Here is a 25,435-nt window from a genome sequence, read left to right on the forward strand (position 1 = left end):
CACCCGCACGTCGTCGATCGTGCCGGCGAAGTTCGAGCTCTGGGTATTCGGCTCGTCGCTGTGGCCGATGCCGAGCGCCGTCGCGTGCGAGACCATGTCGGTCCTGCGTACCGCACCGGAGGCGACCTCGGCGCTGTCGACGTACAGGCGCATCACGCCGACGTTGCGGTCGATCGTCGCCGCGACACGCGCGGTGACGCCGACCTTGATCAGGCCGCTCGCGCTGAACAGCACCTGCTCGCTGCCGTCGCTGGTCGACAGCGCGAGCTGGCCGCTGCTGGTCACGAACAGCGCGTAGCTGCGCTGCGCGCCGAGCGCACCGCTACCGGCGCCCTTGTAGAGCACCGGCATGTAGCTGTCCGCGAAGCGGTCGACGCTGATCGTCGCTTCGAGCGTCACGCTACGGCGCGGGTCGAGCGCGGCGTCGAGCGGGCTTTCGGCCCAGAAGTGGTCGCCGATGCGCAGCGCCGTGCCGCCGGGCGCCGCCGGCCACTGCGGCGCGATCGGCTGCGCCTGGCCGAGCACCAGCGGGCGCTCGACGTCGGCCGCACGGTGCAGCGTGAACGTGTACGGGTTGCGCAGCCCGGTCGCGGTGCGGCGGCCCTCGACCAGCACCGTGTAGCGGCCGGCGGCCGGCGTGACGAAGGTGTCGATGTCGTTCTGGATCGCGCCTTCGCGCAGCACGTCGCCGTACGGCGAAACGATGCGGATGCGGCCGTCGCTGATGCCGACCGCGCGCAGGTCGAAAAACCAGCGCTCGCCGGCGGCGGCGCTGAACGACCACGCGTCGGTGCGGCTGGCCGGGGCCAGCGTGCCGCTCGCCGGCATGCCGGGGGTCAGCTCGGGCGCCTGCGCCAGGTCGAGCAGGCGCAGCGCGTACGCCCCGGTGGCGTCGCCGCCGGCGTCGATCGTCAGCGAGTAAGCGCCGGGCTTCAGGTCGAGCAGCGCGCTGCCGTCAGTCGAGTCGGTGAGGTTGAAGCTCTTCGTCACCGTCAGGCCGCCCGGCCCGCTGAGGCGCCAGGTCAGGTCGCTCGCGACGAGGCTGTCGGCCGCCACCAGCCGCCGCCCGGTGAGCGTGAAACGGTAGGTGTCGGCCTGCCCCGGCGTCGCCAGCACGCCGGCGAGCGTGCCGGGCACGGCGACCGCATTGCTGACCTCGGCAGCGGGACCGCCGGGCCGCCCGCTCGGCGACTGACCGCCGTCGAGGGTCTCGAACGGCAGGTAGACCGCGAGCCCCGCCTCGTCGCCGGCGAGCGCCGCAGCGCGGCTGGCTGCGATCTGCGCGCCGCTGCGCACCACGTTCCACAGCCGCACCTCGTCGATCAGCCCGTCGAACGTGCTGCCGTCGGCCGCCGCGCCGATGCGCATCGGCTCGGCGTTGCCGGCGACGGGAAAGGCCGGCAGCGCGACGCTGCCCTGCAGCACACCGTCGACGTAGAGGCGCAGCTGCGGGGTGACGCCGCTGCGGTCGATCACGCCGGCGACGTGGGCCCAGGTGCCGAGCCGCACGCCGCCCGTGGCGCTGTCGACGACGCGCTCGCTGCCGCTCGCATCGGCCAGGCTCAGGCGCACGAAACCGGCGTCGTTGAGCCACAGCGAGTAGGTACGGCTGGCGATGGCATCGGTCGCCTTGACGACGATCGGCATCCAGGTGTCGTTGAAGTGCTCGGGCTTGATCCAGGCCTCGACCGTCACGTCGCCGCGCAGGTCGGTCGCGCCGCCGGAGGCGACGCTCGCCTGCACGCTGCCGCGCGCGGGCAATGCATTGCCCAGGCGCCCGGGCACGAGCGCGGGCTCGGTGCCGTATGTCTCGCCCAGGGCCACGTCGACGACGCGGTCGAGCGCCGGCACGAGCTTGAAGCGGTAGGCGTTGCTCGACAGCTGCGCGGTGCGCCGGCCTTCGACCAGCAGCGTGTAGCGGCCGGTGGCCGGCAGCGTGAACCCGTCCACGTCGGATGTCAGGCCGGTGGACCACAGCGCATCGCCGTTCGGCAGCACCAGGCGGTAGCGGCCATCGTTGACCGATGCGCCCTGCGTGTCGAAGAAGTAACGCTGGCCGGCCGTGCCCGCGAAGCGGTAGGCCGCGGTTTCGCTGGCGGGTCCGAGCACGCCGTCGACCACCGTGCCCGGCGTGAGCAGCGGCGCGGCGTCGAGGTCGACGAGGCGCAGCGCGTACGCCGAGGTGGCATCGCCGCCGCTAGAGTCGAGCGTCAGCGTCCAGGTGCCGGCCGTGAGGTCGAGCACGGTGAAGCCATCCGTGGAATCGGTCGCGTTGAAGTTCTTCGGGCCGAACGCGGCCCCCTCGGGCCCGTCGAGCCGCCAGCGCGCGCGGCCGTAGGCGTCGTTCAGCGCATCGACCGCGATGCGCCCGGGCTCGGCGAGGGTGAAGCGGTAGCGGTCGATCTGCGCCGGCGTGTCGAGGACGCCGGCGATCGCCCCGGCGGTGTTCTCGAACAGGTGGTGGATCGCCACCGGCAGCGCGTTCGGGCCGGCATCGTGCGCGGGGTCGGCCGACTCGAACGGCAGCCGCAGCACCAGCCCGGCCGGCGCCGCGCCGGCGAGCGCCTGGTCGCGCGTGGCGGCGATCTGCGCGCCGCTGCGGGCAACGTTCCACAGCCGCGCCTCGTCGATCGCGCCGTCGAAGCGGTCGTAGGCACCGTTGGTTTCGAGCGTCGCGCCCAGGCGCAGCGCTGCGGTCGGCAGGTCGATCGCCGGTGCGGCCCGCAGCGCGGCGCTCGCCGCGAGCGCACCGTCGATGTACAGGCGCAGCTGCGGCGTCGCGCCGCTGCGGTCGATCACGCCGGCCACGTGCGTCCAGCGACCGAGCGCGACGCTGCCGGCGGCGCTGCTCACCGACTGCAGGCCGCTCGCGTCGCGCGTGTCCCAGTACAGCGAGCCGTTGTCGTTCAGCCACATCGAGTAGCTGCGCTGCTGCGATACCCCGCTGCCGCGCACGACGATCGGCATCCAGGTGTTCGCGAAGCGCTCGGGGCGGATCCAGGCCTCGAAGGTGACGTCGTTGCGCAGGTTGGTCGCCGCCGCGTCGCCCACGACCACCTCGCGCTGCGCATCGAAGGCCAGCGCCTCGCCCGCCCCCAGCGCCGGTGCGCCGGCCACGCTGCGCACCCCGGTGCCGACGCTGTCGCCGAGGGCGATCTCGGTCGTCGTGTCCTGCACCGGCACGACGTTGAAACGGAACGGGTTGGCCGCCGTCGCGCTGCTGCGCCCCTCGATCAGCAGCGTGTAGCGACCGCTGCCCGGCAGCGGGCCGGTGGCGAAGTCGCCGACCGCGGCCGAGGCGATCGGGTCGCCGTCGGGGGAGATCAGGCGCCACTGCGTGTTGGTGCTGGCGATCGCGAGCAGGTCGACGAAGTAGCGCTGGCCGGCCTGCGCGTCGAAGGCGTAGGCGAGCGTCGAATTCCCGGGTTGCAGGCTGCCTTCGACCGGTTGCGACACGCCGATCGGCGTCGCCTGCGCGAGGTCGAGCAGGCTGAACGCGTAGTCACCGAGCGTCGCGCCGCCGACGCTCATCGTGTAGGTCCCGGGCAGCAGCTCGATCGCGGCGTTGCCGCTCCAGTCGCGGCTGTCCTGGGTGAAGGTGCGCTGCAGCGTGCCGCGCGGGCCGCTCAGCTGCCAGAGCATGTCGTGGTTGCTGCGGGCATCGAACGCCACGCGGGTCGGCGCATCGACGGTGAAGACGTAGCGGTCGACCTGCGCCGCCGTGCCGCGCTGGCCGCTCGCCACCGTGCCGAGCGTGTAGGCCGTGCCGGTGGGCGTCGGCGGCGGCGTGTTGCCCTGCCGGCGCACCGCGAACGCGACGTCGTTGGCCGTCGAGTACTGGCGCCGGCCTTCGATCAGCAGCGTGTAGGTCCCGCCGGTCGCGATCGTCAGCGTGCGGTCGGTGCTGAACACGTCCGAGAAGACCTGATCGCCGTACGGATTGACGAGCCGCCACTGCGTGTCGGCGTTCCGCGCCGAGACGACGTCGAGCAGCAGCTGATCGCCGGCGGCGGCGTCGAAGCGGTACAGCCGGGTCTCGTTGCCGGCCACGAGCGTGTCGGTGACGACCGTATCGGTCGCGATCGGCTGCGCGCTCGCCAGGTCGAGCAGGCGGAAGGCGTAGGGGCCGGTGGCGTCACCGTCGGCCTCGACGTGCAGCGTGTAATGGCCGGGCGTGAGGTCGAGCACCTGGCGGTCGCCGCGGGTGGGGTCGTAGCCGTCGTAGCCGGCGTAGTCACGCGAATCGCTGTTCGAAAACGCGCGCGCCAGGTGGGCGGGGACGACCGCACCGCGTGGCCCTTCGAGCCACCAGCGCACGTTGCTGCGGTTCGCGAGCGAGTCGAACACCGCCTGGGTGCGGCTCGCGACGTCGAAGGTGTAGGCCTTCGCCTGGCCCGGCATGTCGATCGTGCCGCTGACGGTGCCGCCGAGCGACAGCGGCTGCGCCGTATCGACGACCTTGTGGACCGTGAACGCGTACGGCACCGGCGGCTGCGCCGCCTGCGTCACGCGGCCTTCGATCAGCAGCGTGTACGGGCCGCTCTGCGGCAGCGTCGTCGCGTCGACATCGGTCGACATCGACTGCGGCCCCCACACCTGCTCGCCATCGGGCCCGATCAGGCGCCACCAGGTGTCGCTGCCCGACGCGGTGCGGTCGAAGTAGAAACGCTCGCCGGCCGCGGCACTGAAGCTCCAGGCGTCGGTTTCGTTGCCGGGGTCGAGCGTGCCGGCGATCGCGACCCCGGGGGTCACGACGCCCGCCCTGCCGAGATCGAGGACGCGGAAGCTGTAGTCGCCGGTCGCGTCGCCGCTGCCATCGATCGACAGCAGGTAGTCGCCCGCCTTGAGGTCGATCGCACCGAGCGAGGCGTTGTCGGCCGCGTCCGACAGGCGCAGCGTGGTCGGCGCGACCACGGCACCTTCCGGTCCGTCGAGCTGCCAGCGCAGGCTGCTGCTCGGCGTCAGCGAATCGAAGACGATGCGGGCGTCGTCCTTCAGCGTGAACGTGTAGCGGTCGACCTCGCCCGGCACGTCGATGCGCGCATCGACCCGTGGCACCACGGGGTCGGCCGACAGCAGCACGCGCGGCTCGATAGTTTCGAACACCAGGCGGGGCGTCGCCGCGGGCGCGGTGGCAGGGCGCAGCACCCGGGCGACGACACGCTGCAGCAGCGACGCCCGGAACGGCGTGGCGGCGGGAGGCTCCGCCGGGAGGGCGGCGCGGGGGCTATCAGAGGTGCCCGGTCGGGAGCGGCTGGCCATGGCGCTACCTCGCGGCCCTTGCGGTATCACGGGGCCCCGTCGCGCGCCGCGTCCAAACCCGGAACTCCATGCCCCACCCCACGAACAGGACGGCGCCGACCGGACGGCATCGTCGCCCATCGACACCTGTCGACCAGACTTTCGGGTTCCGCCGGATCGGGTCCGCCGCGGCAGGCGCCGGCGCAGGGATGCCGCGCGGTCTACCTCGACCACGCCCCATCAAGGGGTGCCCGTGGTCGGACCCGGCTGCGGCAGACGGGACGCAGGCGCTGGCCCCCCGACCACCGTCGTGGCCGTCCGGCACGAGGCGGACTCCGGCAAGCTGAAATCGATTGCAAAAAACAAGCCCTGAAAAGCAAATAATTGAAAATTTTCAACTATGCATCGCCGCCCGCGGGTGATTTGCCGCCGGAGTGTAAAAAGCCATGACACGAGCGTCCGGCGCCGGGAGGCCGTGTCGATCCGCGCGCGGTCGGGACGCCGCCGCTCGTCCCGCCTTTCCCGCCGCCGGCTCAGTGAAAGCGCAGCCGGCATTTCACGCCGGCGGTGATCCCGAGTTCCGGATTGGGCAGGTTCAGCCGGACCCGGAACGTCCCGCTGGCGGAATCGACGACGGGGTCGACGATCGCCACCACGGCCTCGTAGCGGCCCTGCTGCGGGTACTCGGGCTCGACGGTCGCCACCGCGCCGAGCTGCACGCTGCCGTACTGGGCGACCGGCAGGACGACCTCCACATGCAGCGCATCGATCTTGGCGAGCCGCAGGATGGCGGACGCGCCGTCGCCGGTCTGCGCGAGTTCGCCCGGATTCTGCAGCCGCTCGGTCACCACGGCATCGACCGGGCTGCGCAACGAGCGCTGGGCGACGACTTCGGCGAGGCGGCGGCCTTCCAGCACGGCCAGCTCGCGGTCGTCCTGGGCTTCGAGCAGTTCGGCTTCGGCGAGGTGCAGTTCGGCGAGGACGTCGTCGCGCTCCTGCGCGGACGCGAACTTCCGGCGCTGGATCTCCTCCAGGCGGCGCAGCTTCTCGCGCGAGTAGGCGATGCGGGTCTCCGCCGAGCGAATCGCGCCCTTCATCACCGCGCGATAGCGCGCGGCGGCGAGCGCGGCCTGCTCGATGTCGCTGTTCAGTTGCAGCAGCACGTCGCCCTTGCGGACGCGGCTGCCGCGGTCGACGTTGACGGCATCGATCAGCGCCTCGACGGGGCTGCGGATCTCCAGCCGCTGCGCCGGTTCGATCAGGCATTCGTGCACCGCCGGCTCGGCATGGGCCGGCAGCAGCGCCGTCAGCAGGCATAGCAGCACGATGCGTCGGGTCATATCGCGTTACCGGCGAACGCCAGGCTGGCGTCGAGTGTGCGGTCCTGCTTCAGGGTGTCGCGGCGCACGCGGCGGTGGATGCGCTCGGCGCCCCCCTGGGCCTGGCGCCGCAGGCCGAGCAGCAGCCAGTGCGGCGGTTGCCCGTGCGGGTAGAGCCGGCGCAGCAGGCGCAGGAGTGCGCCACCGTGGGTGCGGAACAGCGCGTCGTCGAGCGCGACGACCGCCTGGACGCTGCCGCGGTTGCCCTGGCGGGCGCAGCGGCCGAGCAACTGGCGGTCGATCCGCGGGGTGTCATGGTACTCGGTCAGGATGACGTGCAGTCCGCCGAGCTCGTCCACCCCCGGCCCGAGCGGAATGTCGGTGCCCCGCCCCGCCATGTTGGTGGCGACCGTGATCGCACCGGGCTGTCCGGCCTGTTCGACGATCGCCGCCTCGTCGGCGTCCTGACGCGCATTGAGGACCCGGTGCGCAAGCCCCGCCGCATCCAGCACGGCGGACAGGCGTTCGGAGGCCTCGACCGAGCGCGTGCCGATCAGCACCGGCCGGCCGGCCGCGTGCACGGCGGTGACCTGCGCCGCCACGCGATGCCACTTGCCGGCCTCGTCGGCGCAGCACAGCGTGGGCAGGAACACGCGGCGGCAGGGCTTGTGGGGCGGGAGGCTGACCGTGTCCAGGCCGTAGACGGCGAGGATCTCGCCCTTCACCTCGCGCGCAGTGCCGGTCATGCCGGCCAGATGCAGGTAGCGGCGGAAGAAGCGCTGATAGGTGATGCGGGCCTGGGTGCGCGTCGCCACCGACAGCGCGCAGCCTTCCTTGGTCTCGATCATCTGGTGCAGGCCCTGCTCCCACGTCCGTCCGGGCAGGACGCGGCCGGTGTACTCGTCGACGATGTGGACCTTGCCGTCCGCCACCAGGTACTGCTGGTCGCGATGGAACAGGTGCAGCGCCCGCAGCGCCTGCGCCACCAGTTGCTCGCGATTGCGGGCCACCGCCCAGGTGGCGCCGAGGCCGCGGCTGCGCTCGGCCAGCACGGCCCGGCCGGCGGGCGTCAGCTGCAGCACGCGCTGGGCCGGCGAAAGCTCGAAGTGCAGCCCGGCTTCGAGTTCGGCAGCGAGGGCGAGCGCGCGCGTGAACACCGCCGGATCGTCGCGGTTCGAACCCTGCTCGGCCAGGATCAGTGGCGTGCGCGCCTCGTCGATGAGGACGCTGTCGGCCTCGTCGACGATGGCGAAGTGCAGGCCGCGCAGCAGCAGCCCGGCGTGCTGCCGGCCGCGGCACAGCGCGCGCAGCCTGTGCTGCGCGAGACTGGTCCGCCCGCCGGCGGCGACGCGATCCTTCAGGTAGTCGAACACCAGTTCCTTGTTGGTGCAGTAGGTGATGTCGCAGGCATAGGCGGCACGGCGGGCCTCCAGGCTCATCCCCGACACGATGGCCCCGGTCTTCAGGCCGAAGAAGCCGAACAGCCGCCCCATCGACGCGGCATCGCGCTGCGCCAGGTAGTCGTTGACCGTGACGACGTGGACCGGCACGCCGGCGGCCGCCGCCACGCACGCGGCGAGCGCGGCCGTCAGCGTCTTCCCCTCGCCGGTAGGCATTTCCGCGAGCCTGCCGGCGAACAGTGCCGCTGCCCCCGTCAACTGGGTGCCGAACGGGCGCAGGCCCAGGCGCCGCTGCGCGGCTTCGCGGACCACGGCAAACGCCCGCACCATCGCGCGGGGCTCGGTGAGCGCCGTCCGCGCCCCCCGCGCGAGCTCGCGCTGCAGTGCCTGATCGTCCAGCCGGGCGACGTCGGCGGCCTGCGCGTCGATCGCGGCGACGAGGCGGTTCGACCGGAAGAGCAAGGGCCGCAGGCGATACCAGAGCCGGGCGGCCGCCACGCGCGCCCAGGCGTCCCAGGTGGATTCGTCGGCGTCGAGCCGTTCCGGGTAGACCGCGTGCGCGCGTTCGGCGCGAAAAGCCATCGGGGTGCTAGACATGGAAGCGGGACATGAACAGCCGTCGCAGCGAGCGCCAGAGGCGCTGCCCGATCGGCTCGGCGGGGTGTTCGAAGCGCACGTGCACGTGGCTGCCGATGTAGCCGGCCGCCGCGGTGCGGGGCAGTTCGAGTTCGAACTCGAACAGCGATTCGAGCGTCCGGGTGAGCCGTTGATCGCGCGGATCGACGATGATCTCGCCGCCCCCGCCCTGCCCCAGGACCGGGCTCGGCAGGTCCCGCGCAGCCTTGGGTACCTGGCGGATCAGCCGCGCCGGCCAGGTGGTGCCCAGGTCCTGGGGCAGCTTGATGTCGACCGCGCGCGTCGCCAGGCGCACCTGGTCAGCCTCGGCCTGCGGCACCACGACGCGCGCCAGTGGCAGGTACTCGCCGACGACATAGCCGACCACGTCGCCCTTGCGCAGGAAGCGGCCGGGCAGGTCGGGCGCCCGCTCCAGCAGCAGGACGCCATGGGCTCCGGCACACAGGGTCAGGCGGCGTGCGTCGTCCTGCAGGCGCTCGAGCGCCGCCTGCTCGCGGCGCAGTTCCTCGCCCAGCTGGCTCGCGCGCGCGGGGTTGACGCCCCAGGCCGCGTCGCGGCGCACGTGCACTTCTTCCACCTTCGCCGCCTGAACCGCGATGTCGGCGGCGAGGGTGGGATTGACAGCCTCCAGCACTGCCGCGCCCAGGGCCAGGGTCTGGCCCGGGTCGACCAGCACGTGCTCGACGAAACCGCTTTCCTGCGCCCGCAGGATGGCCTGCTCGGGCAGCCAGACGACGCCCTCGGCATGGGTGTGATGGGGCACGGGCAGCACGAAGAGCAGCAGCAGCACGCCCGCGCCCGCCGCCCCGAGCACCGCGCGGACCCGCCCGGCGCGCAGCGCGTAGCGCGGATCGCGCAGCAGCGCCGCGGCGCCCCGGTAGAGCGGCAGCGCGAGGTTCGCGGCGAGCCCCCACAGCGCCAGCACGACCCCGACGAAGAAGTACTGCTCGGCGACGAACAGCGCGATGAACAGCGCGACGAACATGCGGTAGGCGAATGCCAGCGGCGCGTAGCCGAGGAACCAGCGCCGTTCGCCCGCGGTGGCGGGTGGCGGCTCGCTCGTGCGGATGCCGAACAGGTAGCGGTCGGCCAGGTGGCGCCAGTACTGGTTGGAGCGGGTTCCCAGGTTGGGAATCTCGATGCCGTCGAGGAGCACGTAATAGCCGTCGTAGCGCAGCAGGGGATTGGCGTTGAAGGCGACGGTCGTGACACTCGCCAGGACGATCACGTTGTAGGTCAGCGAGCGGACGAAACCGGGCTCCAGCAGCACCCAGAGGTAGAACGCCAGCGCGGCGATGAACAGCTCGGTGAGCATGCCCGCGGCGCCCACCAGCATCCGGTCCGCCTTCTTCACGAACGCCGAAGCGCCGGACGCATCCACGTAGGGCACCGGGAAGAACGCGAGCAGCATGATGCCCATCTCGTGCACGTCGCCGCCGCGGGCCTTGACGGCGATCCCGTGTCCCAGCTCGTGCAAGGCCTTCACCAGCGGAAACACCACCGCGATCAGCAGCACGTTATCGAACGCGAGCAGCTGCTCGGTGAAATTCTCGGTCAGGTCCGGCCAGTACGGCGGCACCAGCAGCAACGCCGGCAGCACCACGGCCAGCCACACGAAGAGCACCCGCCCCCCGCCGCAACAGCCCAGGCCACGCACCAGCCGGCCGATGAAGGCATCGGGGTCCCACAGCGGGAAGCGCAGCGCGATCGGGTTCAGGTAACGGCTCATGAACTGGCGCCGACGCTGCCGGGCACGGCGCTCGAACAACTCGGCGACATCGGGGTTGACGTCGCACTGGATCAGGTCGGCGGTGTGGAGCTGCCCCAGCAGATTGACCACCTCATCCTGCGCGGGGGTGTCATCCGCCAGTTGTTCGGTGAGGCGCGCCCACACCGTGTCCATGTCGCGTCGGCCGTCGAGCAGGCAGATCACGCGATACGAGGCCGGGTTGAAGCGGTAGTACTTGCCCGCCACGCGGTCTTCGACGACGTACCAGACCTGGCCGCGGTAGACGTGCCGGTGGATGCGCACGTGCCCGCGCAGGCGCGGCCGCAGGCCGGCGACGCGGTACCAGTGGGTCGACAGCAGCCCCGGGGTCATCGCGCAGATCATCGCTTCAGGGCGTCCATTTCCACCAGGCGAGGTGCAGCCAGTCGGTGAACCGGTGCGTCCAGATCCACAGCAGGCTCGCCTTGCCCACGTACACCTTGGCCACGCCTTCCATGCCGGGCCTGAGTTCCGGTGCGCTATCGCTCAGGTCGGCTTCGACGCGGAAGTAGTTGCGCCCTTCCTCGGCGACCGACACCGGCGTCACCGTCTTCACCTGGAACGCGAAGCGCTTGCCGGTCAGGCTCGTCAGGATCAGCTCGCCGGATTGCCCCCCGCGCAGGGAGGCGATATCGCGCTCGTCGGCCTTGAGGATCACGCGCCAGGCATCCAGCGGGGCGATTTCGAACAGCACCTTGCCCTGCTCCACCGGAGCGCCCAGCTCCTGCGACAGATCGCCGCGCATCACGACGCCGTCGAAGGGCGCGCGTATCTGCACGCGCTCGAGCTTGGCGAGCACGAGGTCGAGCTGGGCCCTGGCCTGGCCGGCCTGTGCCGCCGCCAGGCGCAGCGCCACGCGGTCGGCGCCCGCCATGGCCTCGCGCTCCCTGCGCAGCGCCACCTCGAGTTCGGCCTCCCAGCGCACGCGTTCCAGTTCGAGGTCCTTGTCGTCGAGCCGCGCCAGGGGCTGGTCACGCCGCACGACATCCCCGGCGCGCACCGAGGCCTCGCGGATGTAGCTGTCGAACGGCGCCGCCACCACCCGCTGCACGGCGCCCTCGACAACCGCCTGCGCCGCGATGCGGTAGTCGGTGCGATACAGCGCCAGGATCGCCATCGCCAGCGTCAGCAGGAGCACGAGGAGCTTCAGGCCGGGGCGGGAGGTGTCGGTGCAGCGCTGCAGCAGCCTGCGCCCGCTGCGACGCGCATGGGCGAGCAGGCTCTCGTCGGCGGTCAGCTTCAGGCCCAGGACCGGCCCGAGCGCCAGCGCCAGCGTATCGAGCAAATCGAGTTCTTCGGCGGTGAACGCCTCGTCGCGTTCGAGCAGCCAGATCGCCACCACGCGACCGCCCGCTTCCAGCGGCACCGAGCACAGCGTGCGGCTGCCGCATTCCTCGGCGTAGCGGCGATGCGCGGCCGTGATCAGGAGGGCCCCCGACGGCGGTTCCGGCCACACGACGCGCGTGCGCTGGTCGAACGCCTCGTCCATCGCCAGGGCGGCGAGGTTGACGCGGGTGGAGCGCTCGTCGAACCAGGCGGCGTGGGACACCGCGGCGACACGCACGGTCTTGCCCTTTTCCACCCCCACCTGCACCTGGATGCAGGCCAAGCGCTGCGCCAGGCGATTGGCGACCGCGAGCGCGGCCTTGGCGAAATCGGCTTCGCCCAGGGCGGACAGCGACAGGTCGAGCACGAACGCCGCGTTCGCCAGCCGGAGTTCCTGTTCGCGCAGCAGCGCGCGCCCGAACAGGTCGACCAGCCAGCCCGCTCCCCAGTGCGTGAGCCGCATCGCCTGCGTGAGGGTCGCGTCGTCACGCGCATCGAGATCGATCACGACGGCGCCGTGCATCTGCTCCGCGGCCAGCAGGGGGTAGGCAAACTGCACCCGGCCGTCGGCCGCGCGGTGGACCGCCCCCTGGCGCTTGCCCAGCGCCTCACCGGCGACATCACCGAGGTACGACGGTTCGAGGTCGAGCGGCCAGACGGCAACCGGAACGTAGCTGCCATCGCTGTCGCGCAGCAGCAGCAAGCCCGCGCGGGTCTGCGCCAGCATGCTGCAGAGGATGGGCAGCCAGGCCCGGCAGAGTTCGGCTGCCGTGTGCGCCTGGCCGAGATCGAACCAGTAGTCCCTCTGATCGTCTTCCCGCGCCCCTGGCGACAAACGTTCGGCACTGCGTGTCTGCATGGACGCTGCCTTGATGCCTTTTGACCGGGCGTTCGCCTCAACCGGTTGGAGCGACGCGCCCGAGCGGATTCACGGGAGGGAACGGCTTACTTCAGCTCGCCATAGCGGCCCTCGTACTCCGCGACGAGTTTGTTCATCAGCTCCGCCAGCCGCTTGGCGGCGAACGGGCTCAGCACGATGCGGTGCGCGAGCTCGATCTCCATCTCGGGCGTGGTGCGATCCCAGGTGGTGTTCATGCCGAAGTTGAGCACCACCTCCTCGCGCGTCGAATTGGCATTGATGAAATTGACGTACGAGCTTTTCAGATTCTCGACGTTCCACTTGACCCGCGGACTGGCCGCGGTCTCGGTCGGCTTGTCGGCCTCTGCCATGCTGTCGCTCTCCGATCTGGGACTGATACGTGCCTTCGGGCTAATGCCGACGCACACCGGTCATCATCGCCATGCTGCGCGCTTCGTCGGTGGGCGTGAAGACGGCGGCTCGATTCCATCGCAACGGCAGGTGCGACGACACAGGCCGCGAAAGCCGCCGACGGGACGGTGGATGAGGCTTCCGGCCCATACGTTTGCCCGCGCCCCAGGTCGGCAAGGTCGACGGGCACATCGAGCGTGCCACCGACCTTTGCGCACGGCAGTTGATAGCGCGGATTCGCAGCGTCATTGATGCGAGACGACAGGCCGGCATCGTCATTGACGATGACCAGTATTCCCCTGTGCAGCGGTTCCGTACCGTGGTGAACGACGGTTACCGCCTCCCGAAGCGTTTCGGTGACGGCTGCGCCCGCAGCCACCGGCCGGCGGGAATCTCTCGAATGGCCAGGATGATGATGGGATCCGCTCGCCATGGCATTTCGCTTCCCATCGCGGCATCCGCAACGTCGGACCGGACACCTGCCTTCACTCTTCCTTCCAATACCGTTACCCCTCGTGGGGGGCGAATCAGTTGCAATCCATCCCCGTCCGCCGCCGCCCCACCAATAAAGGCAGCCCCGACGCCATCAGCCAGACGGGAGCCGGCACCGGAATCTGCGGTCCGGGCGCGTTCAGGACGGTGATGGTCCCCGAAGTCGGCGGGAAGGCGTAGTCGACGCATCCCAGCCCGGGGCCGAAGTCCGTACATGAGAACGTGACCGGTGTCGGCCCCACGGGCGCGGTACCGAGGATCGTGAAGACGATTTCCGCGATCGATCCCCCGACTCCATCAAGCGGCGCCGCGGCGCTGGCCAGACTGACATCCAGTCGACCCGCCGAAGGTACGAAGAAGGGCAGGAAGTCGGCCGCCGTCAGCGTGCCGAGCTTGAATTCCTTGAACACCAGACGCAGGGGATCCCACTCGACCTGAAACGTCGCGGCATCGAACTGGCTGACGGCGTCGTCACTCAGCACCGTACTAACCGTATCGCCCGGCAATCCGTCGTCGTCCGTCACCGAAACCGGCAGGGCGGTTGCCCAGGCCGATGACATCAACAATGACAGACCTGCGAAAATGCGCCTGCAAGTGAGCATGGGGTGGATTCCTGACGCTTTGGCACTTGTGGTTGCGGCCCCACCCCTGTCGCCGGCCCGGCTCGACTGCATGGGCTGAGCAGAACCCTGACGAGTCACCGAATGCGGCGCTCACAATCAATAACAGTGTGAAAATTTGTTGCAAGGCGCGTACCCACCGGATAAATCCCTTTTGCGGCGAGGCATTACATGACAAGAGCCGATGCGGCGCGCGGCGCTCTGTAAAGTCCGATGACATCGCTGCACAACGATGTGGTGAACGTTCCAAGCCTTTCGCGGGAAAGCAGGTGCAGGCGCATGAAGGGCATCCCTCCGGCCACTCGCGTCGTCCCGTACCGACACATCACGGGCGTCGACACGGTGTCGAATTTACGATCGGGGCCGGAGCAGCCGGGGCTTACGCTGACCGGGGCGGATCATGGGCACGATCCGCTTCATGGCGTGGCGCCATGCCGTTACCGCGCAGGCGCTGCGGGAAACAAAAAGAGGCTTAAGCGCTATCGCTCAAGCCTCTGGGTTTCAAGTGGTGGGCCGTGTAGGACTCGAACCTACAACCAATTGATTAAGAGTCAACTGCTCTACCAATTGAGCTAACGGCCCGGAAACTGGGGTGACTGATGGGGCTCGAACCCACGACAACCGGAATCACAATCCGGGGCTCTACCAACTGAGCTACAGCCACCATTGAAGCGTATGTTTACCGCCGGGTTTGGCGCGCCCGGCAGGACTCGAACCTGCTACCCTCGGCTTAGAAGGCCGATGCTCTATCCCGATGAGCTACGGGCGCCGAGTTCCAACCATAACACGCCTGCGAAGCTGGTCGGGGTAGAGGGATTCGAACCCCCGACACCCTGCTCCCAAAGCAGGTGCGCTACCAGACTGCGCTATACCCCGCCGTTTCAGACCAGTCCTGCACCCGGGTTCGTGCAAGGCGCCGAATGATAAGGAGGCCCCCCCTCGGTGTCAACGCCGCCACTTCAGGCCCGGCGCCAGGTGGTGCCGGCCGCCGTATCCTCGAGGACCACGCCGCGCCGCGTCAGTTCGTCGCGCAGGCGGTCCGACTCGGCCCAGTCCTTCGCCTTGCGCGCCAGGGCGCGCTCGGCGATCAGCGCTTCGATCGCGGCGTCGTCAGCGCCCTCCCCGCCCTTCAGGAACGCCTCCGGATCGGCCTGCAGCAGGCCGAGCACCTCGCCGAGCGCGCGCAGGGTGGCGGCGAGCGCGCCCGCGCGGGTGGCGTCCGTCGCTTCGGCCCGCGCGCGGTTGAGGTCGCGCGCCACCTCGTCGAGCACGGCGAGCGCGCCCGGGGTGTTGAAGTCGTCGTTCAGCGTGTCGCGGAAACGCGCGACGCAGGCTTCCACCGGTTCGCCACCCGCAGGCGCGCCGCGCAGCGCCGTGTAGAGCCCCGCGAGGCGGTTGCGCGCGGCATCGAGATGGCCGTCCGAGTAGTTCAGCGGGCTGCGGTAGTGGCTGGAGAGGATGAACAGGCGCACGACCTCGGCCGGGTAGCGCGCCAGCACCTCGCGCACGGTGAAGAAGTTGCCGAGCGACTTCGACATCTTCTCCTCGTCGACGTTGACGAAGCCGTTGTGCATCCAGACGTTGACGTAGGCGTGGCCGTTCGCCGCCTCGCTCTGCGCGATCTCGTTCTCGTGGTGCGGGAACTTCAGGTCCATGCCGCCGCCGTGGATGTCGAAGTGCTCGCCGAGGCAGCACTTGCTCATCGCCGAGCACTCGATGTGCCAGCCCGGTCGGCCGGGCCCCCAGGGCGAGGGCCAGGCCGGTTCGCCCGGCTTGGCGGCCTTCCACAGCACGAAGTCGAGCGGATCGTCCTTGGTCTCCCCGACCGCGACGCGCTCGCCGGCGCGCAGGTCGTCGAGCCGCTTGTTGGAGAGCCTGCCGTAGGCTTCGAAGCGGCCGACGCGGTAGTAGACGTCACCGCTGGCGCCGGCGTAGGCGTAGCCCTTGTCCATCAGCGTCGCGATCATCGCGACCATCTCGCCGATGGTCTCGGTGGCGCGCGGCTCCAGGCTCGGGCGCAGCACGCCGAGCGCGTCGGCATCCTCGTGCATCGCGGCGATGAAGCGTCCGGTCAGCGCGGCGATGCTCTCGCCGTTCTCCTGCGCGCGGCGGATGATCTTGTCGTCGATGTCGGTGATGTTGCGCACGTAGGTCACGTCGTAGCCGCACCAGCGCAGATGGCGCACGACGACGTCGAACACCACCATCACCCGCGCGTGGCCGATGTGGCAGTAGTCGTAGACGGTCATGCCGCAGACGTACATCCGCACCTTGCCGGGCTCGATCGGCGTGAACGCTTCCTTGCGGCGGGTGAGGCTATTGAAGATCTGCAGCGGCGACATGGCGGTACTCGACGAGGCGCAAGGGTCCGGCGGGGCGAGGCGTGAGGCCGTCGCGCGCGGCGGCGCCGGGGCGCGGACGGCCCACGATGGTAGCGGAATCGCCGGGGCCGACAAACCGTGACGCGCGTCCGGGTCGCCACTATCATGCGCCGGCTTTCGGCCGCCCCCGGAGTCCGCCCGCCATGCGCTTCGCCCGTATCACCGCCTGCGCCCTCGCGCTCGCCGCCAGCCCCCTCGCCCTTGCCGCCCCGCTGGTCGCGCTCGATACCAGCGCCGGGCGCATCGTGCTCGAACTCGACGATGCCAGGGCGCCGAAGACCGTCGCCAACTTCGTGCAGTACGTGAAGGCCGGTCATTACGACGGCACGATCTTCCACCGCGTGATCCCGAACTTCATGATCCAGGGCGGTGGCTTCACCGAGAAGCTCGACGAGAAGCCGACCCACGCGCCCGTTCCCAACGAGGGCCAGAACGGCCTCAAGAACCTGCGCGGCACCATCGCGATGGCGCGCACCGCCGATCCGGACTCGGCGACCGCGCAGTTCTTCATCAACGTCGTCGACAACAAGGGACTCGATTACCCGCGCCCCGACGGCCACGGCTACGCCGTGTTCGGCCGGGTGGTCGAGGGCATGGACGTCGTCGACCGCATCAAGGCCATGCCCACCCGCACCGTCGGCCCTTACGAGAACGTGCCGAGCATCGCCGTGATCATCAAGAAAGCCACGCTGCAGGCGAACTGAACGAGGACACCCCCATGATCAAGCTCCACACCAACCGCGGCACCATCACGCTCGAACTCGATGCCGGGAAGGCGCCGGTGAGCGCCGCCAACTTCGAGCAGTACGCGCGCGACGGCTTCTACACCGGCACGATCTTCCACCGTGTGATCCCGAATTTCATGATCCAGGGCGGCGGCATGGAACCCGGCATGAAGCAGAAGACCACCCGCGCGCCGATCGCCAACGAGGCCAAGAACGGCCTGAAGAACGTGCGCGGCTCGATCGCGATGGCACGCACGTCCGATCCGCACTCGGCGACCGCGCAGTTCTTCATCAACGTCGCCGACAACGTCTTCCTCGACTATCCGGGGCAGGACGGCTGGGGCTACGCGGTGTTCGGGCGGGTCACCGAGGGGCTCGACGTGGTCGACGCGATCATCGGCGTGCGCACCGGCCGCTCCGGCTACCACAGCGACGTGCCGGTCGAGGACATCGTCATCGAACGCGTCGAAGTCCTCGACTGACGCCGCCGGCATGGCGACGCTGTTCATCGCCGACCTGCACCTGGACGCCGCACGGCCCGACACCACGCGGCTGTTCCTCGACTTCCTCGGCCGCCGCGCGGCACGCGCCGAGGCGCTGTACATCCTCGGCGATCTCTTCGAGGCCTGGATCGGCGACGACGACGACGCCCCGCTCGGCGCCGAGGTCGCCGCCGCGCTGGCGCGGCTGAAGACGCCGAAGTTCTTCGTGCACGGCAACCGCGACTTCCTGCTCGGCCCCGCCTACGCGGCGCGCGCCGGCCTCACGCTGCTGCCGGAAACCTCGGTGATCGATCTCTACGGCACGCCGACACTGCTGCTGCACGGCGACATCCTCTGCACCGGCGATGTCGACTACCAGCGCTTCCGCGCCGCGATCCGCACCCCGGAGAAGATCGCCGAACTGCTCGCGCAGCCACTGGAGGCGCGCCGCGGGCTCGCCCGCCAGTTGCGCGAGGACAGCCGCAGCGCGATGGCCGGCAAGAGCGCCGCGATCATGGACGTCGACCCGCAGGCCGTCGCCGCGGCCCTGCGCGCGCACGGCGTCACGCAGATGATCCACGGCCACACCCACCGCCCGGCGCTGCATGAACTCGATCTCGACGGCCAGCCGGCCTGGCGCATCGTGCTCGGCGACTGGTACACGCAGGGCAGCGTGCTGGTGGTCGGACGCGACGAACTGCGCCTGGAGGGGCTGCACGCCTGAATCCCCCTGCGGCGCGGCCGCGAAGGCGTGCGATGGGGCTACGCTGTGGCGTCCCGCACCCCTCGGTTCCCCCTTGGCGTGCGGCGATGTGGCACACACCGGCCCCCCGCGAAGGGCCCCGAGCAGGGCGGTAGCGATCACCCGCGTCGCTGTATTCCCCCCGACGGCCGAATGGCGCCGGGCCGGTCACCGCCGTGCGGTGACGTTCAGCGGCGTGGGCGGCGTGGCGATGGACGTTGGTGACCGGCCGGTTTGGCGGGAGCCGGCGGAGCCTTGGATTTGAAGCGCTCGAGCATGAACTTCATGCCACGCTCGAATTCTCGGTTGGAGATTTCCGATTCCGCGCGGGCGACGAACCGTTTCAGTTCGTCGAGGGTCCAGCTCGCGAAATCGATCGCACGCACACCGATTCGACGGCTGGCGGAGATCTGCGGGTACGGCATGGTCTGTTTGGGCATTCCTGAGGGGGCTAGGTCTGGGTGGAACATCAAATGCCGGACATGGGGAGCGTCCGGACTGCTTTCAAGTCACCGCCGAAGCCCGCCAGCGTGAGCGGGCGGCGGAACTGACTTGGACTATAGGCGATCGTGCGGATTTGACATCCGCCGCAACCCTTTTTGTGCTGACGGCTGCGGCGGACGGGTTTCGCATCAGCGAACCGCCACCCGCGGCATGCCGCGCAACTGGATGTAGTCGAGCAGCACCTGGGCGGTTTCGTCGAGGAAGGGGTCCGGCCCGTCCTTGCGTTCGCTGCCGTCGTCCTCGCTGTCCGGATCGAGCCGGGCACGGCCGTCGCGACCGCGGATGCGGTTCTTGTTCGCTTCGTACTCCGCGCGGCGTTTGCTCTCGAGCAGGCTCACGGTGGTCTGCTTGCGTAACTGCCGTGAGTAATCCAGATCGGCCTTGAGTTCCTGATAGGCGGCATCCTGGCGCACGCGCGCCTCGTGCATGCGCGCCATGTCAGGCACGTACTCGGCCACCTTGCCGGCGACCCGGTAGCGCGTCGGCGCGATCTCGTCCCACGGCAGCGCGTGCGGCTGCGAGCTCTCGCCGACCTCGTCGGCGGCGAAGGCCGCCGGCAGCTGGAGGTCGGGGATCACGCCGCGGTGCTGGGTGCTGGAGCCGTTGATGCGGTAGAACTTGGCGATGGTGAGCTTGAGCTGGCCGAGCTTTTCCTTCACCTGCGGCAGGAAGCGTCCGAGCTCGATCAGCGTCTGCACCGTGCCCTTGCCGTAGGTCTGCTCGCCGACCACCACCGCACGGCCGTAGTCCTGCATCGCGCCGGCGAAGATCTCCGATGCCGAGGCGCTGAAGCGGTCCACCAGCACGGCCAGCGCACCGTTGTAGGCCACTGTCGGATCGGGGTCGCTCTCGATCGAGACCTTGCCCTTGGCGTCGCGCACCTGCACCACCGGCCCTTCGGTGATGAACAGCCCGGTCAGCTCCACCGCCTCCTGCAACGAGCCGCCGCCGTTCTGGCGCAGGTCGATGACCACGCCGTCGACCTTCTGCCGGTCGAGTTCGGCGAGCAGCCGGCGCACGTCGCGGGTGGTGCTGCGGTAGTCCGGATCGCCGCGCTGCGCGGCGGCGAAGTCGATGTAGAAGGTCGGGATGGTGATCACCCCCACGCGCCGCTCGCTGCCGTCGCGCTGGAAGGTGCGGATCTGGCTCTTCGCCGCCTGCTCTTCGAGCTGGATCTTGTTGCGCACCAGGCGCACCGCCGACCCCCCGCTGCCCGCCGGCGCCTGCGCCGGCACCACCTGCAGGCGCACCACCGAGCCGCGCTGGCCGCGGATCAGGTCGACCACGTCGTCGAGGCGCCAGCCGACCACGTCGACCATCGGGCCGTCGTCGCCCTGGGCGACGCCGACGATGCGGTCCTTGGGCTTGATCGCCTTCGACAGGTCGGCCGGGCCACCGGGCACCAGTTCGACGACGACGGTCTCCTCGTCCTCCAGCCGCAGCACCGCGCCGATGCCTTCGAGCGACAGGCGCATCTGGATGTTGAAGTTTTCGGAACTGCGCGGCGACAGGTAGCCGGTGTGCGGATCGAACACCCCGGTGACGGCGTTCATGTAGACCTGGAACACGTCCTCGGGCGAGGTCTGCGCGGCGCGGCGCAGCCGCCCCTCGTAGCGCCGGCGCAGCGTGTCGCGCGCCGCGGCCTCGTCCTTGCCGGCGAGCATCAGCGTCAGCGCCTCGTGCTTCAGGCGCTTGCGCCAGATTTCGTCGAGTTCCGCGACGTCGCCGGCCCACGGCGCCTTCTTGCGGTCGAGCTCGATGCTTTCGTCGACCTTGAAGTTGAACGGCCGTGCGAGCTGCTCGCGGATGCGCGTGGTGCGTTCGAGCAGGCGCTGCTGGTAGCGGTTGAAGATGTCGAAGGCGGCGCTCAGGCGGCCGTTGCGCAGTTCGTCGTCGAGCACCGTGCGGTAGCGTTCGAACTCGTCGATGTCGCCGGCGAGGAAGAAGCTGCGGCTGAAGTCGAGCGCCTCCAGGTAGGCGTCGAACACCTTCACCGACAGCGCATCGTCGATCTTGAGCTTGCGGTAGTGGTACTGCGACAGCAGGCTCGCGACGGTCTGATCCACCCGCGATTGCACCGTCGCCGGCGCGAGCGGCGCCAGTTCGGTCGGCAGCGGCAGCGCATCGGGCGCGGTGGCCGCGCAGGCGCTCGTGCCAACCAGGCCGAACGCGAGTGCGAGGGGCAGCAGCAGGCGGCGTAGGAGCATGGCGGATCTCATTCGTCGGCGGCAGGCGCGTCGCTGGCGCCCGGTTCGCGGGAGTCGGTATCGGCGGTCTCGGCGGCGACCGGCGGGTTCGTCGGCGCGCGCGTGCGGCTGGTCAGCGGCGGGCTCGGATGCACCAGCACGATGTCGGTCGCGACCGGCTGGCGGCCGTTCGGCTCGGCCAGCGTGAATTCGAAGATGTGGTTGCGCGAGGGCAGCCGCGCCACGTTCAGGCCGTCGGGCATGCTCGAATCGTGGAAGAACGCGGTGCGGTACGGCGAGTCGGCATCACGCGAGTCGGTCTTCCACAGGTAGGGCGAATTCTCGACCAGGAAGCGCATGAAGCCGTAGCCCTTGTTGTCGTCGTGGTGGTAGCAGTAGCCGCGCACCCGCGAACCGATCTCGCCCCACGCCGCACTCGGGTCCTCGCCGCGCGTCGGCAGCAGCGACGGCACCAGGTAGCCCGACACGTACAGGTCGGCCTCGCGGCGCAGTTCCTCGGAGACGTTGTCGAAGGCCAGCACCTCGACGCGCAGGCCCTTGTTCTGCAGCGCCCGCACCACCTGCACGAAATCGCCGTCGCCGGTGACCAGCAGCACGCGGTCGAGGTTCTGCGACTGCAGCAGCAGGTCGACCGCCATGTCGAGATCGGCATTGGCCTTGGCGTAGCGGTTGCCGTTCTCGTCCTCGAACCACTTCACCCGTTTTTCGATGACCTTGTAACCGAGCTCACGCAACGCCGACTGGTAGGCCCTGGCCTTGTCGCGGTACAGCGGGCTCGAACCGGCGCGCTCCTCGTCGTAGGTCAGGTAGACGTTGAGGCGCAGCGCCTCGGCGAGATCGCGGCAGGCGAATTCGCGCAGCACGTCGTACTGCATGCGCTGCCCGCCGTTGCGCGAAATATTGGCCGCATCGACGTAGACGCCGACCTTTGCATGAGACTTGTAAACCACGGACGACCCTCGCCCCGTCGTGTGCGTCGGGGCCTGAATGGACGGATGCTCTCGCTGATGAAGGTGACGATCGAAATCCCGGGCGGACTCCGCGCCGCATTGTGGCAGAAATCCGGCCGGCTGGCCTCTACTCGGGCATGTGGCCGGCCAGCAGTTCGGCAAGATGGGCCTTCTTGCTCAACGGGTAAAGCGTGAACGTCCCGATCGCCTTGGCCACGCAGTGGCCGGCGCGACAGTCGCGGATCTCGCCCGACACCACCACCAGTTTCGAGCCGGTGAAATCGAGCGTGCCCCGCCCTTCGAGCTCGTCGCCGCGGCCGACCGGGGCGAAGAAATGCGTCTTGAACTCCACCGTCGCGCACAACTTGCGGTGCGTCACCGCCCAGGTCAGCGCAGTCATGCCGAGGGTGGCGTCGAGCATCGCTGCGAGCACCCCTCCGTGGCAGGCGTTCACCGAACTCAGGTGCTGCTCGCCGACGCGCAGTCGGTAGCGGATCGCGCCCGGGCCGTCGACCGCGAGGTCCATGCCCAGATGGCGGTCGAAGTGCGCCATCTCCTTGTAGATCGCCTCGAATTCCTTCGCGTTCATCGTCGCTCACACGGTACGGATCGCCGCCAGGAAGTGGTCGACGTCGCCGCGCAGGTGGTGCGCACGCATCGACAGTTGCGCCACCGCCGCGCTCACCTGCTCGGCCATCGCCGCGGCATCGGTGGCCGCGGCGCTGACCCCGCCGATGGTCTGCGACACGTCCCCGGTGCTGTCGGCGGCCACCCCGAGGTTGCGCGCGATGTCCTCGGTGGCGCGCGACTGCTCGCCGACCGCAGCGGCAATGGTGCGCGCGATCCGATCGACCTCGCCGACGATCGCCGCGATGCCGCCGATCGCGGTCACCGCCTCCTGCGTGCGCTGCTGGATCGCCGTGACCTGCGCGACGATCTCGTGCGTCGCCTGCCCGGTCTGCCCGGCGAGGCTCTTGACCTCGGCCGCGACCACCGCGAAGCCGCGCCCGGCGTCGCCGGCGCGCGCCGCCTCGATGCTCGCGTTCAGCGCCAGCAGCTTGGTCTGCTCCGACACCGAGTTGATCAGGTCGACGACCTTGCCGATGGTCTGCGCCGCCCCGTGCAGGCCCTCGACCTGGCCCTGGGTGCGCGTCGCGGCGTCCACCGCGCGCGCCACGATGCGGGCCGACTCCGCCGCCTGCGCGGTGATGCTGCGCACCGTCGCGGCGAGCTGCTCGACCGCGGCGGCGACGCTGCGCACGCCGTCGGCCGCCTGCGCCGAGGCCGCGGCGACGCGCTGCGCGCGCGCCGTGGTGTTGCCGGCGGTCGAGCCCATGCCCTGCGCCGCGCCCTGCAGCTCGCGGCAGGCCCCCTCCACCGCCGCCAGCGCCTCCAGCACCTGCGCATCGAAGGTGCGCGCGAGCCCGGTCAGGCGGTCGGCACGCGCCTCGCGCTCGGCGCGCCGGCGCTCGGCGTCGGCCTCGCGCTCCTCGCGGGCGCGCTCGCGCGCCGCCGCCTCCTCGGCGCGCCGCTGCTCGGCCGCGCCGCGCTCGCGCTCGCGCTCGGCGGCGAAACGCTGCTGCTCGGCGCTCTTCTCGGCGGCGACGTGCTCGGCCTCGGTGGCGGTGTCCTTGAACACCTGCACCGCGCGGGCGATCGCGCCGACCTCGCCGCCGCGCGCAAGCTCGGGCACCGCCACGCCGCGATCGCCGCGCGCGAGCGCGAGCATCGCCTCGGTGATGTGCGCCAGCGGCGTCACCACCTCGCGCTGCACACGGCGCGCGCCGTGCACGCACACCCCGATCGCCGCCAGCGACATCAGCGTGCAGCCGGTGATCGCGAACCACACCACGCGGTCGCCGGCCTCGTCGCTCGCCGCGACGAAGGCCTGGATCTGCTCGGTGACCTTCTCCATGGCGTCCTCGAGCGCGCTGAAACGCTCCATGAACGCGGCGAAGCGCGCCGGCGAGGCGTCGCCACGCTCCAGCACCGCGGCGACGTCGGCCCGCGCCGCCGCGATGTAGGCGGCGAGCGGCGCCTCGACCGCGACGATCTGCTCGTGCAGCGCCTGCGGCAGCCCCTCGGCGGCACGGTTGGCGGCGATCGCCTGCTCCAGGTCGTGCGCGTGCCCGGCGAGGTCCTCGCGCACCTGCGCCTGCTCGGCCGGCGCACCACTGGCGCCGATCTGCCGCGCCAGCAGCACGTCGGCGCGCAGCGCGTCGTGCATCATGTCGGCGCCGAGGTGCTCGCGCAGCGCCGCCGCGGCGCGCCGGCTGTCGCCGAGCTGCAGCCGCAGCCACTGCACGCTGGTGAGCGCCACCAGCGCGAGCAGCACGATCGCCCCCCCGCTGAGCAGGCTCGACCGGCGCAGGCGCGCGCCGATGCCGTCCATGTGTTCCTTCGTCTTCATGTGCTGCTCCGTGTATCCGTGAATCACGGGGCCGCGCGACCACGGCCCGCCATGACGCCCCCGCGCCTTTCGGCGACCCCCCGCGTCAGCACGCAACCATAGCACCGCCCCGGCCGGCCGGCAGGCACGCCCTTGCGCCCGCGCGCGCGGCGGCTAGGGTTTGCGCAGCGCACGCCGTCGCCGCAGCGCAGGAGCCGTCATGGAATTCGTCTACGAGGCCGGCAAACTCTCCTTCAAGCTCGACAGCGTGCTGATCGTCGTCGCCGTCGTGCTGGTGCTGATCGTCGTCTACCGCCGCCAGCTCGACGGCTACCTGCGCCGGCTCACCAAGTTCTCGGCCGGCGGCATCACCGTCGAGCTCGCCCAGGCCGCGCAGCAGATGATGCGCGAGGCGCTGGAACTCGCCCGCCAGCACCCCAACTGGCGCAGGCAGGTCGAGCCGATCCTCGAACAGACGGTGATCACCCGCGCCGGCGAACGCTTGGAGGTGCTGCGCGGCGCCGTGGTGCTGTGGGTCGACGACCACCCCGAGTACACGCTGAGCGAGCGGCGCATGCTGCACCGCCTGGGCCTGTTCATCGATCCGGTGACCGACACCGACGCCGCCATCCGCCGCCTCGCCGGCGGCTCCGCCGGCTACGACCTGATCCTCTCCGACATCGCCCGCGGCGACGACCCGACCGCCGGCCTGAGCATGCTGCGCCGCCTGCGCGAGGACGGCATCAGCGTGCCGCTGGTGTTCTACGCCGGCACCCCCGCCCCCGGCAAAGGCACGCCCCCCGGCGCCTTCGGCGTCGCCACCCAGCCCGCCGAGCTGCTGCACCTGGTGATCGACGCCCTCGAACGCCGCCCGCGCCCGGCCGCCTGGAGCGGCGCCTGAGGCGACGCGCCAGGGCCTTGCATCGGCTTGACGGCGCGACGCTCAGCCGTCGCCGGCCCGCCTCCTCGCGCGGAAGGGGCCG

The 25,435-nt window shown here is 70.5% G+C and carries 17 protein-coding genes and 4 tRNA genes (1 of these 21 cut by a window edge); 4 read left to right on the forward strand and 17 right to left on the reverse strand.

The window, feature by feature from the left end:
- From EV699_RS12075 to cysS, 12 genes are all read right to left on the reverse strand, one after another.
- A protein-coding gene (locus EV699_RS12075; protein WP_165904118.1) for a CARDB domain-containing protein crosses the window boundary here: on the reverse strand, nt 1-5,262 show its beginning. The gene continues 36,426 nt to the left of window position 1, outside the view; the window shows 5,262 of its 41,688 coding nt (coding positions 1-5,262); its start codon is at nt 5,260-5,262; its stop codon lies beyond the left edge, outside the window.
- Between the two features lie 512 nt (nt 5,263-5,774).
- On the reverse strand, nt 5,775-6,581 hold the full coding sequence (locus EV699_RS12080) for an efflux RND transporter periplasmic adaptor subunit (RefSeq protein WP_132543021.1): 807 nt from the start codon (nt 6,579-6,581) through the stop codon (nt 5,775-5,777).
- The gene (locus tag EV699_RS12085; protein WP_132543023.1) at nt 6,578-8,557 is read right to left on the reverse strand and encodes a preprotein translocase subunit SecA; all 1,980 of its coding nucleotides are present in this window, start codon (nt 8,555-8,557) and stop codon (nt 6,578-6,580) included. The genes EV699_RS12080 and EV699_RS12085 overlap by 4 nt, the downstream gene beginning before the upstream one ends.
- Complete coding sequence (locus tag EV699_RS12090; protein WP_165904119.1) at nt 8,550-10,697, reverse strand: PqqD family peptide modification chaperone; 2,148 nt, start codon at nt 10,695-10,697, stop codon at nt 8,550-8,552. The genes EV699_RS12085 and EV699_RS12090 overlap by 8 nt, the downstream gene beginning before the upstream one ends.
- A gap of 16 nt (nt 10,698-10,713) precedes the next feature.
- The gene (locus tag EV699_RS12095) at nt 10,714-12,549 is read right to left on the reverse strand and encodes an efflux RND transporter periplasmic adaptor subunit (RefSeq protein WP_132543027.1); all 1,836 of its coding nucleotides are present in this window, start codon (nt 12,547-12,549) and stop codon (nt 10,714-10,716) included.
- Nucleotides 12,550-12,635: 86 nt separating this feature from the next.
- The gene (locus tag EV699_RS12100; protein ID WP_132543029.1) at nt 12,636-12,920 is read right to left on the reverse strand and encodes a DUF3467 domain-containing protein; all 285 of its coding nucleotides are present in this window, start codon (nt 12,918-12,920) and stop codon (nt 12,636-12,638) included.
- 567 nt (nt 12,921-13,487) lie between these two features.
- Nucleotides 13,488-14,054 (reverse strand): cohesin domain-containing protein, encoded by a 567-nt coding sequence (locus EV699_RS12105; protein ID WP_132543031.1) that lies wholly within the window; start codon nt 14,052-14,054, stop codon nt 13,488-13,490.
- 524 nt (nt 14,055-14,578) lie between these two features.
- A tRNA-Lys gene (locus tag EV699_RS12110) sits at nt 14,579-14,654 on the reverse strand.
- Between the two features lie 6 nt (nt 14,655-14,660).
- Nucleotides 14,661-14,736: transfer RNA gene (locus EV699_RS12115), tRNA-His, on the reverse strand.
- Nucleotides 14,737-14,764: 28 nt separating this feature from the next.
- Nucleotides 14,765-14,841 (reverse strand) — tRNA-Arg (locus EV699_RS12120).
- 30 nt (nt 14,842-14,871) lie between these two features.
- Nucleotides 14,872-14,948 (reverse strand) — tRNA-Pro (locus EV699_RS12125).
- Nucleotides 14,949-15,031: 83 nt separating this feature from the next.
- The gene (gene cysS / locus EV699_RS12130; protein ID WP_132543033.1) at nt 15,032-16,414 is read right to left on the reverse strand and encodes a cysteine--tRNA ligase; all 1,383 of its coding nucleotides are present in this window, start codon (nt 16,412-16,414) and stop codon (nt 15,032-15,034) included.
- Nucleotides 16,415-16,596: 182 nt separating this feature from the next.
- Here cysS and EV699_RS12135 point away from each other — a divergent pair, with 182 nt between their 5' ends.
- The 3 genes from EV699_RS12135 to lpxH are packed head-to-tail and all read left to right on the forward strand — an operon-like array spanning nt 16,597 to nt 18,384.
- Complete coding sequence (locus EV699_RS12135; RefSeq protein ID WP_132543035.1) at nt 16,597-17,157, forward strand: peptidylprolyl isomerase; 561 nt, start codon at nt 16,597-16,599, stop codon at nt 17,155-17,157.
- A 14-nt stretch (nt 17,158-17,171) separates the two neighbouring features.
- Nucleotides 17,172-17,660, forward strand: coding sequence for a peptidylprolyl isomerase (locus tag EV699_RS12140; RefSeq protein WP_132543037.1), 489 nt, complete (start codon nt 17,172-17,174; stop codon nt 17,658-17,660).
- A 10-nt stretch (nt 17,661-17,670) separates the two neighbouring features.
- On the forward strand, nt 17,671-18,384 hold the full coding sequence (gene lpxH, locus EV699_RS12145; protein ID WP_132543039.1) for a UDP-2,3-diacylglucosamine diphosphatase: 714 nt from the start codon (nt 17,671-17,673) through the stop codon (nt 18,382-18,384).
- 206 nt (nt 18,385-18,590) lie between these two features.
- Here lpxH and EV699_RS12150 read toward each other — a convergent pair whose 3' ends face one another.
- The 5 genes from EV699_RS12150 to EV699_RS12170 form a co-directional block, all read right to left on the reverse strand.
- Complete coding sequence (locus tag EV699_RS12150) at nt 18,591-18,827, reverse strand: hypothetical protein (protein ID WP_132543041.1); 237 nt, start codon at nt 18,825-18,827, stop codon at nt 18,591-18,593.
- A gap of 207 nt (nt 18,828-19,034) precedes the next feature.
- Nucleotides 19,035-21,113 carry a carboxy terminal-processing peptidase gene (locus EV699_RS12155; protein ID WP_132543043.1) on the reverse strand — a complete coding sequence of 693 codons (2,079 nt, stop codon included), beginning with the start codon at nt 21,111-21,113 and terminating at the stop codon, nt 19,035-19,037.
- 8 nt (nt 21,114-21,121) lie between these two features.
- Nucleotides 21,122-22,063, reverse strand: coding sequence for a LabA-like NYN domain-containing protein (locus tag EV699_RS12160; protein WP_132543045.1), 942 nt, complete (start codon nt 22,061-22,063; stop codon nt 21,122-21,124).
- A gap of 127 nt (nt 22,064-22,190) precedes the next feature.
- Nucleotides 22,191-22,652, reverse strand: coding sequence for a PaaI family thioesterase (locus tag EV699_RS12165; RefSeq protein ID WP_132543047.1), 462 nt, complete (start codon nt 22,650-22,652; stop codon nt 22,191-22,193).
- A 6-nt stretch (nt 22,653-22,658) separates the two neighbouring features.
- Nucleotides 22,659-24,473 carry a methyl-accepting chemotaxis protein gene (locus EV699_RS12170; protein WP_132543049.1) on the reverse strand — a complete coding sequence of 605 codons (1,815 nt, stop codon included), beginning with the start codon at nt 24,471-24,473 and terminating at the stop codon, nt 22,659-22,661.
- A gap of 199 nt (nt 24,474-24,672) precedes the next feature.
- On the opposite strand from EV699_RS12170, the gene EV699_RS12175 reads away from it, so the two are divergent.
- Nucleotides 24,673-25,353 carry a response regulator gene (locus tag EV699_RS12175; protein WP_132543051.1) on the forward strand — a complete coding sequence of 227 codons (681 nt, stop codon included), beginning with the start codon at nt 24,673-24,675 and terminating at the stop codon, nt 25,351-25,353.
- Nucleotides 25,354-25,435 lie beyond the last annotated feature (82 nt).

The organism is Plasticicumulans lactativorans (assembly GCF_004341245.1).
Classification (GTDB): Bacteria; Pseudomonadota; Gammaproteobacteria; order Competibacterales; family Competibacteraceae; genus Plasticicumulans_A; species Plasticicumulans_A lactativorans.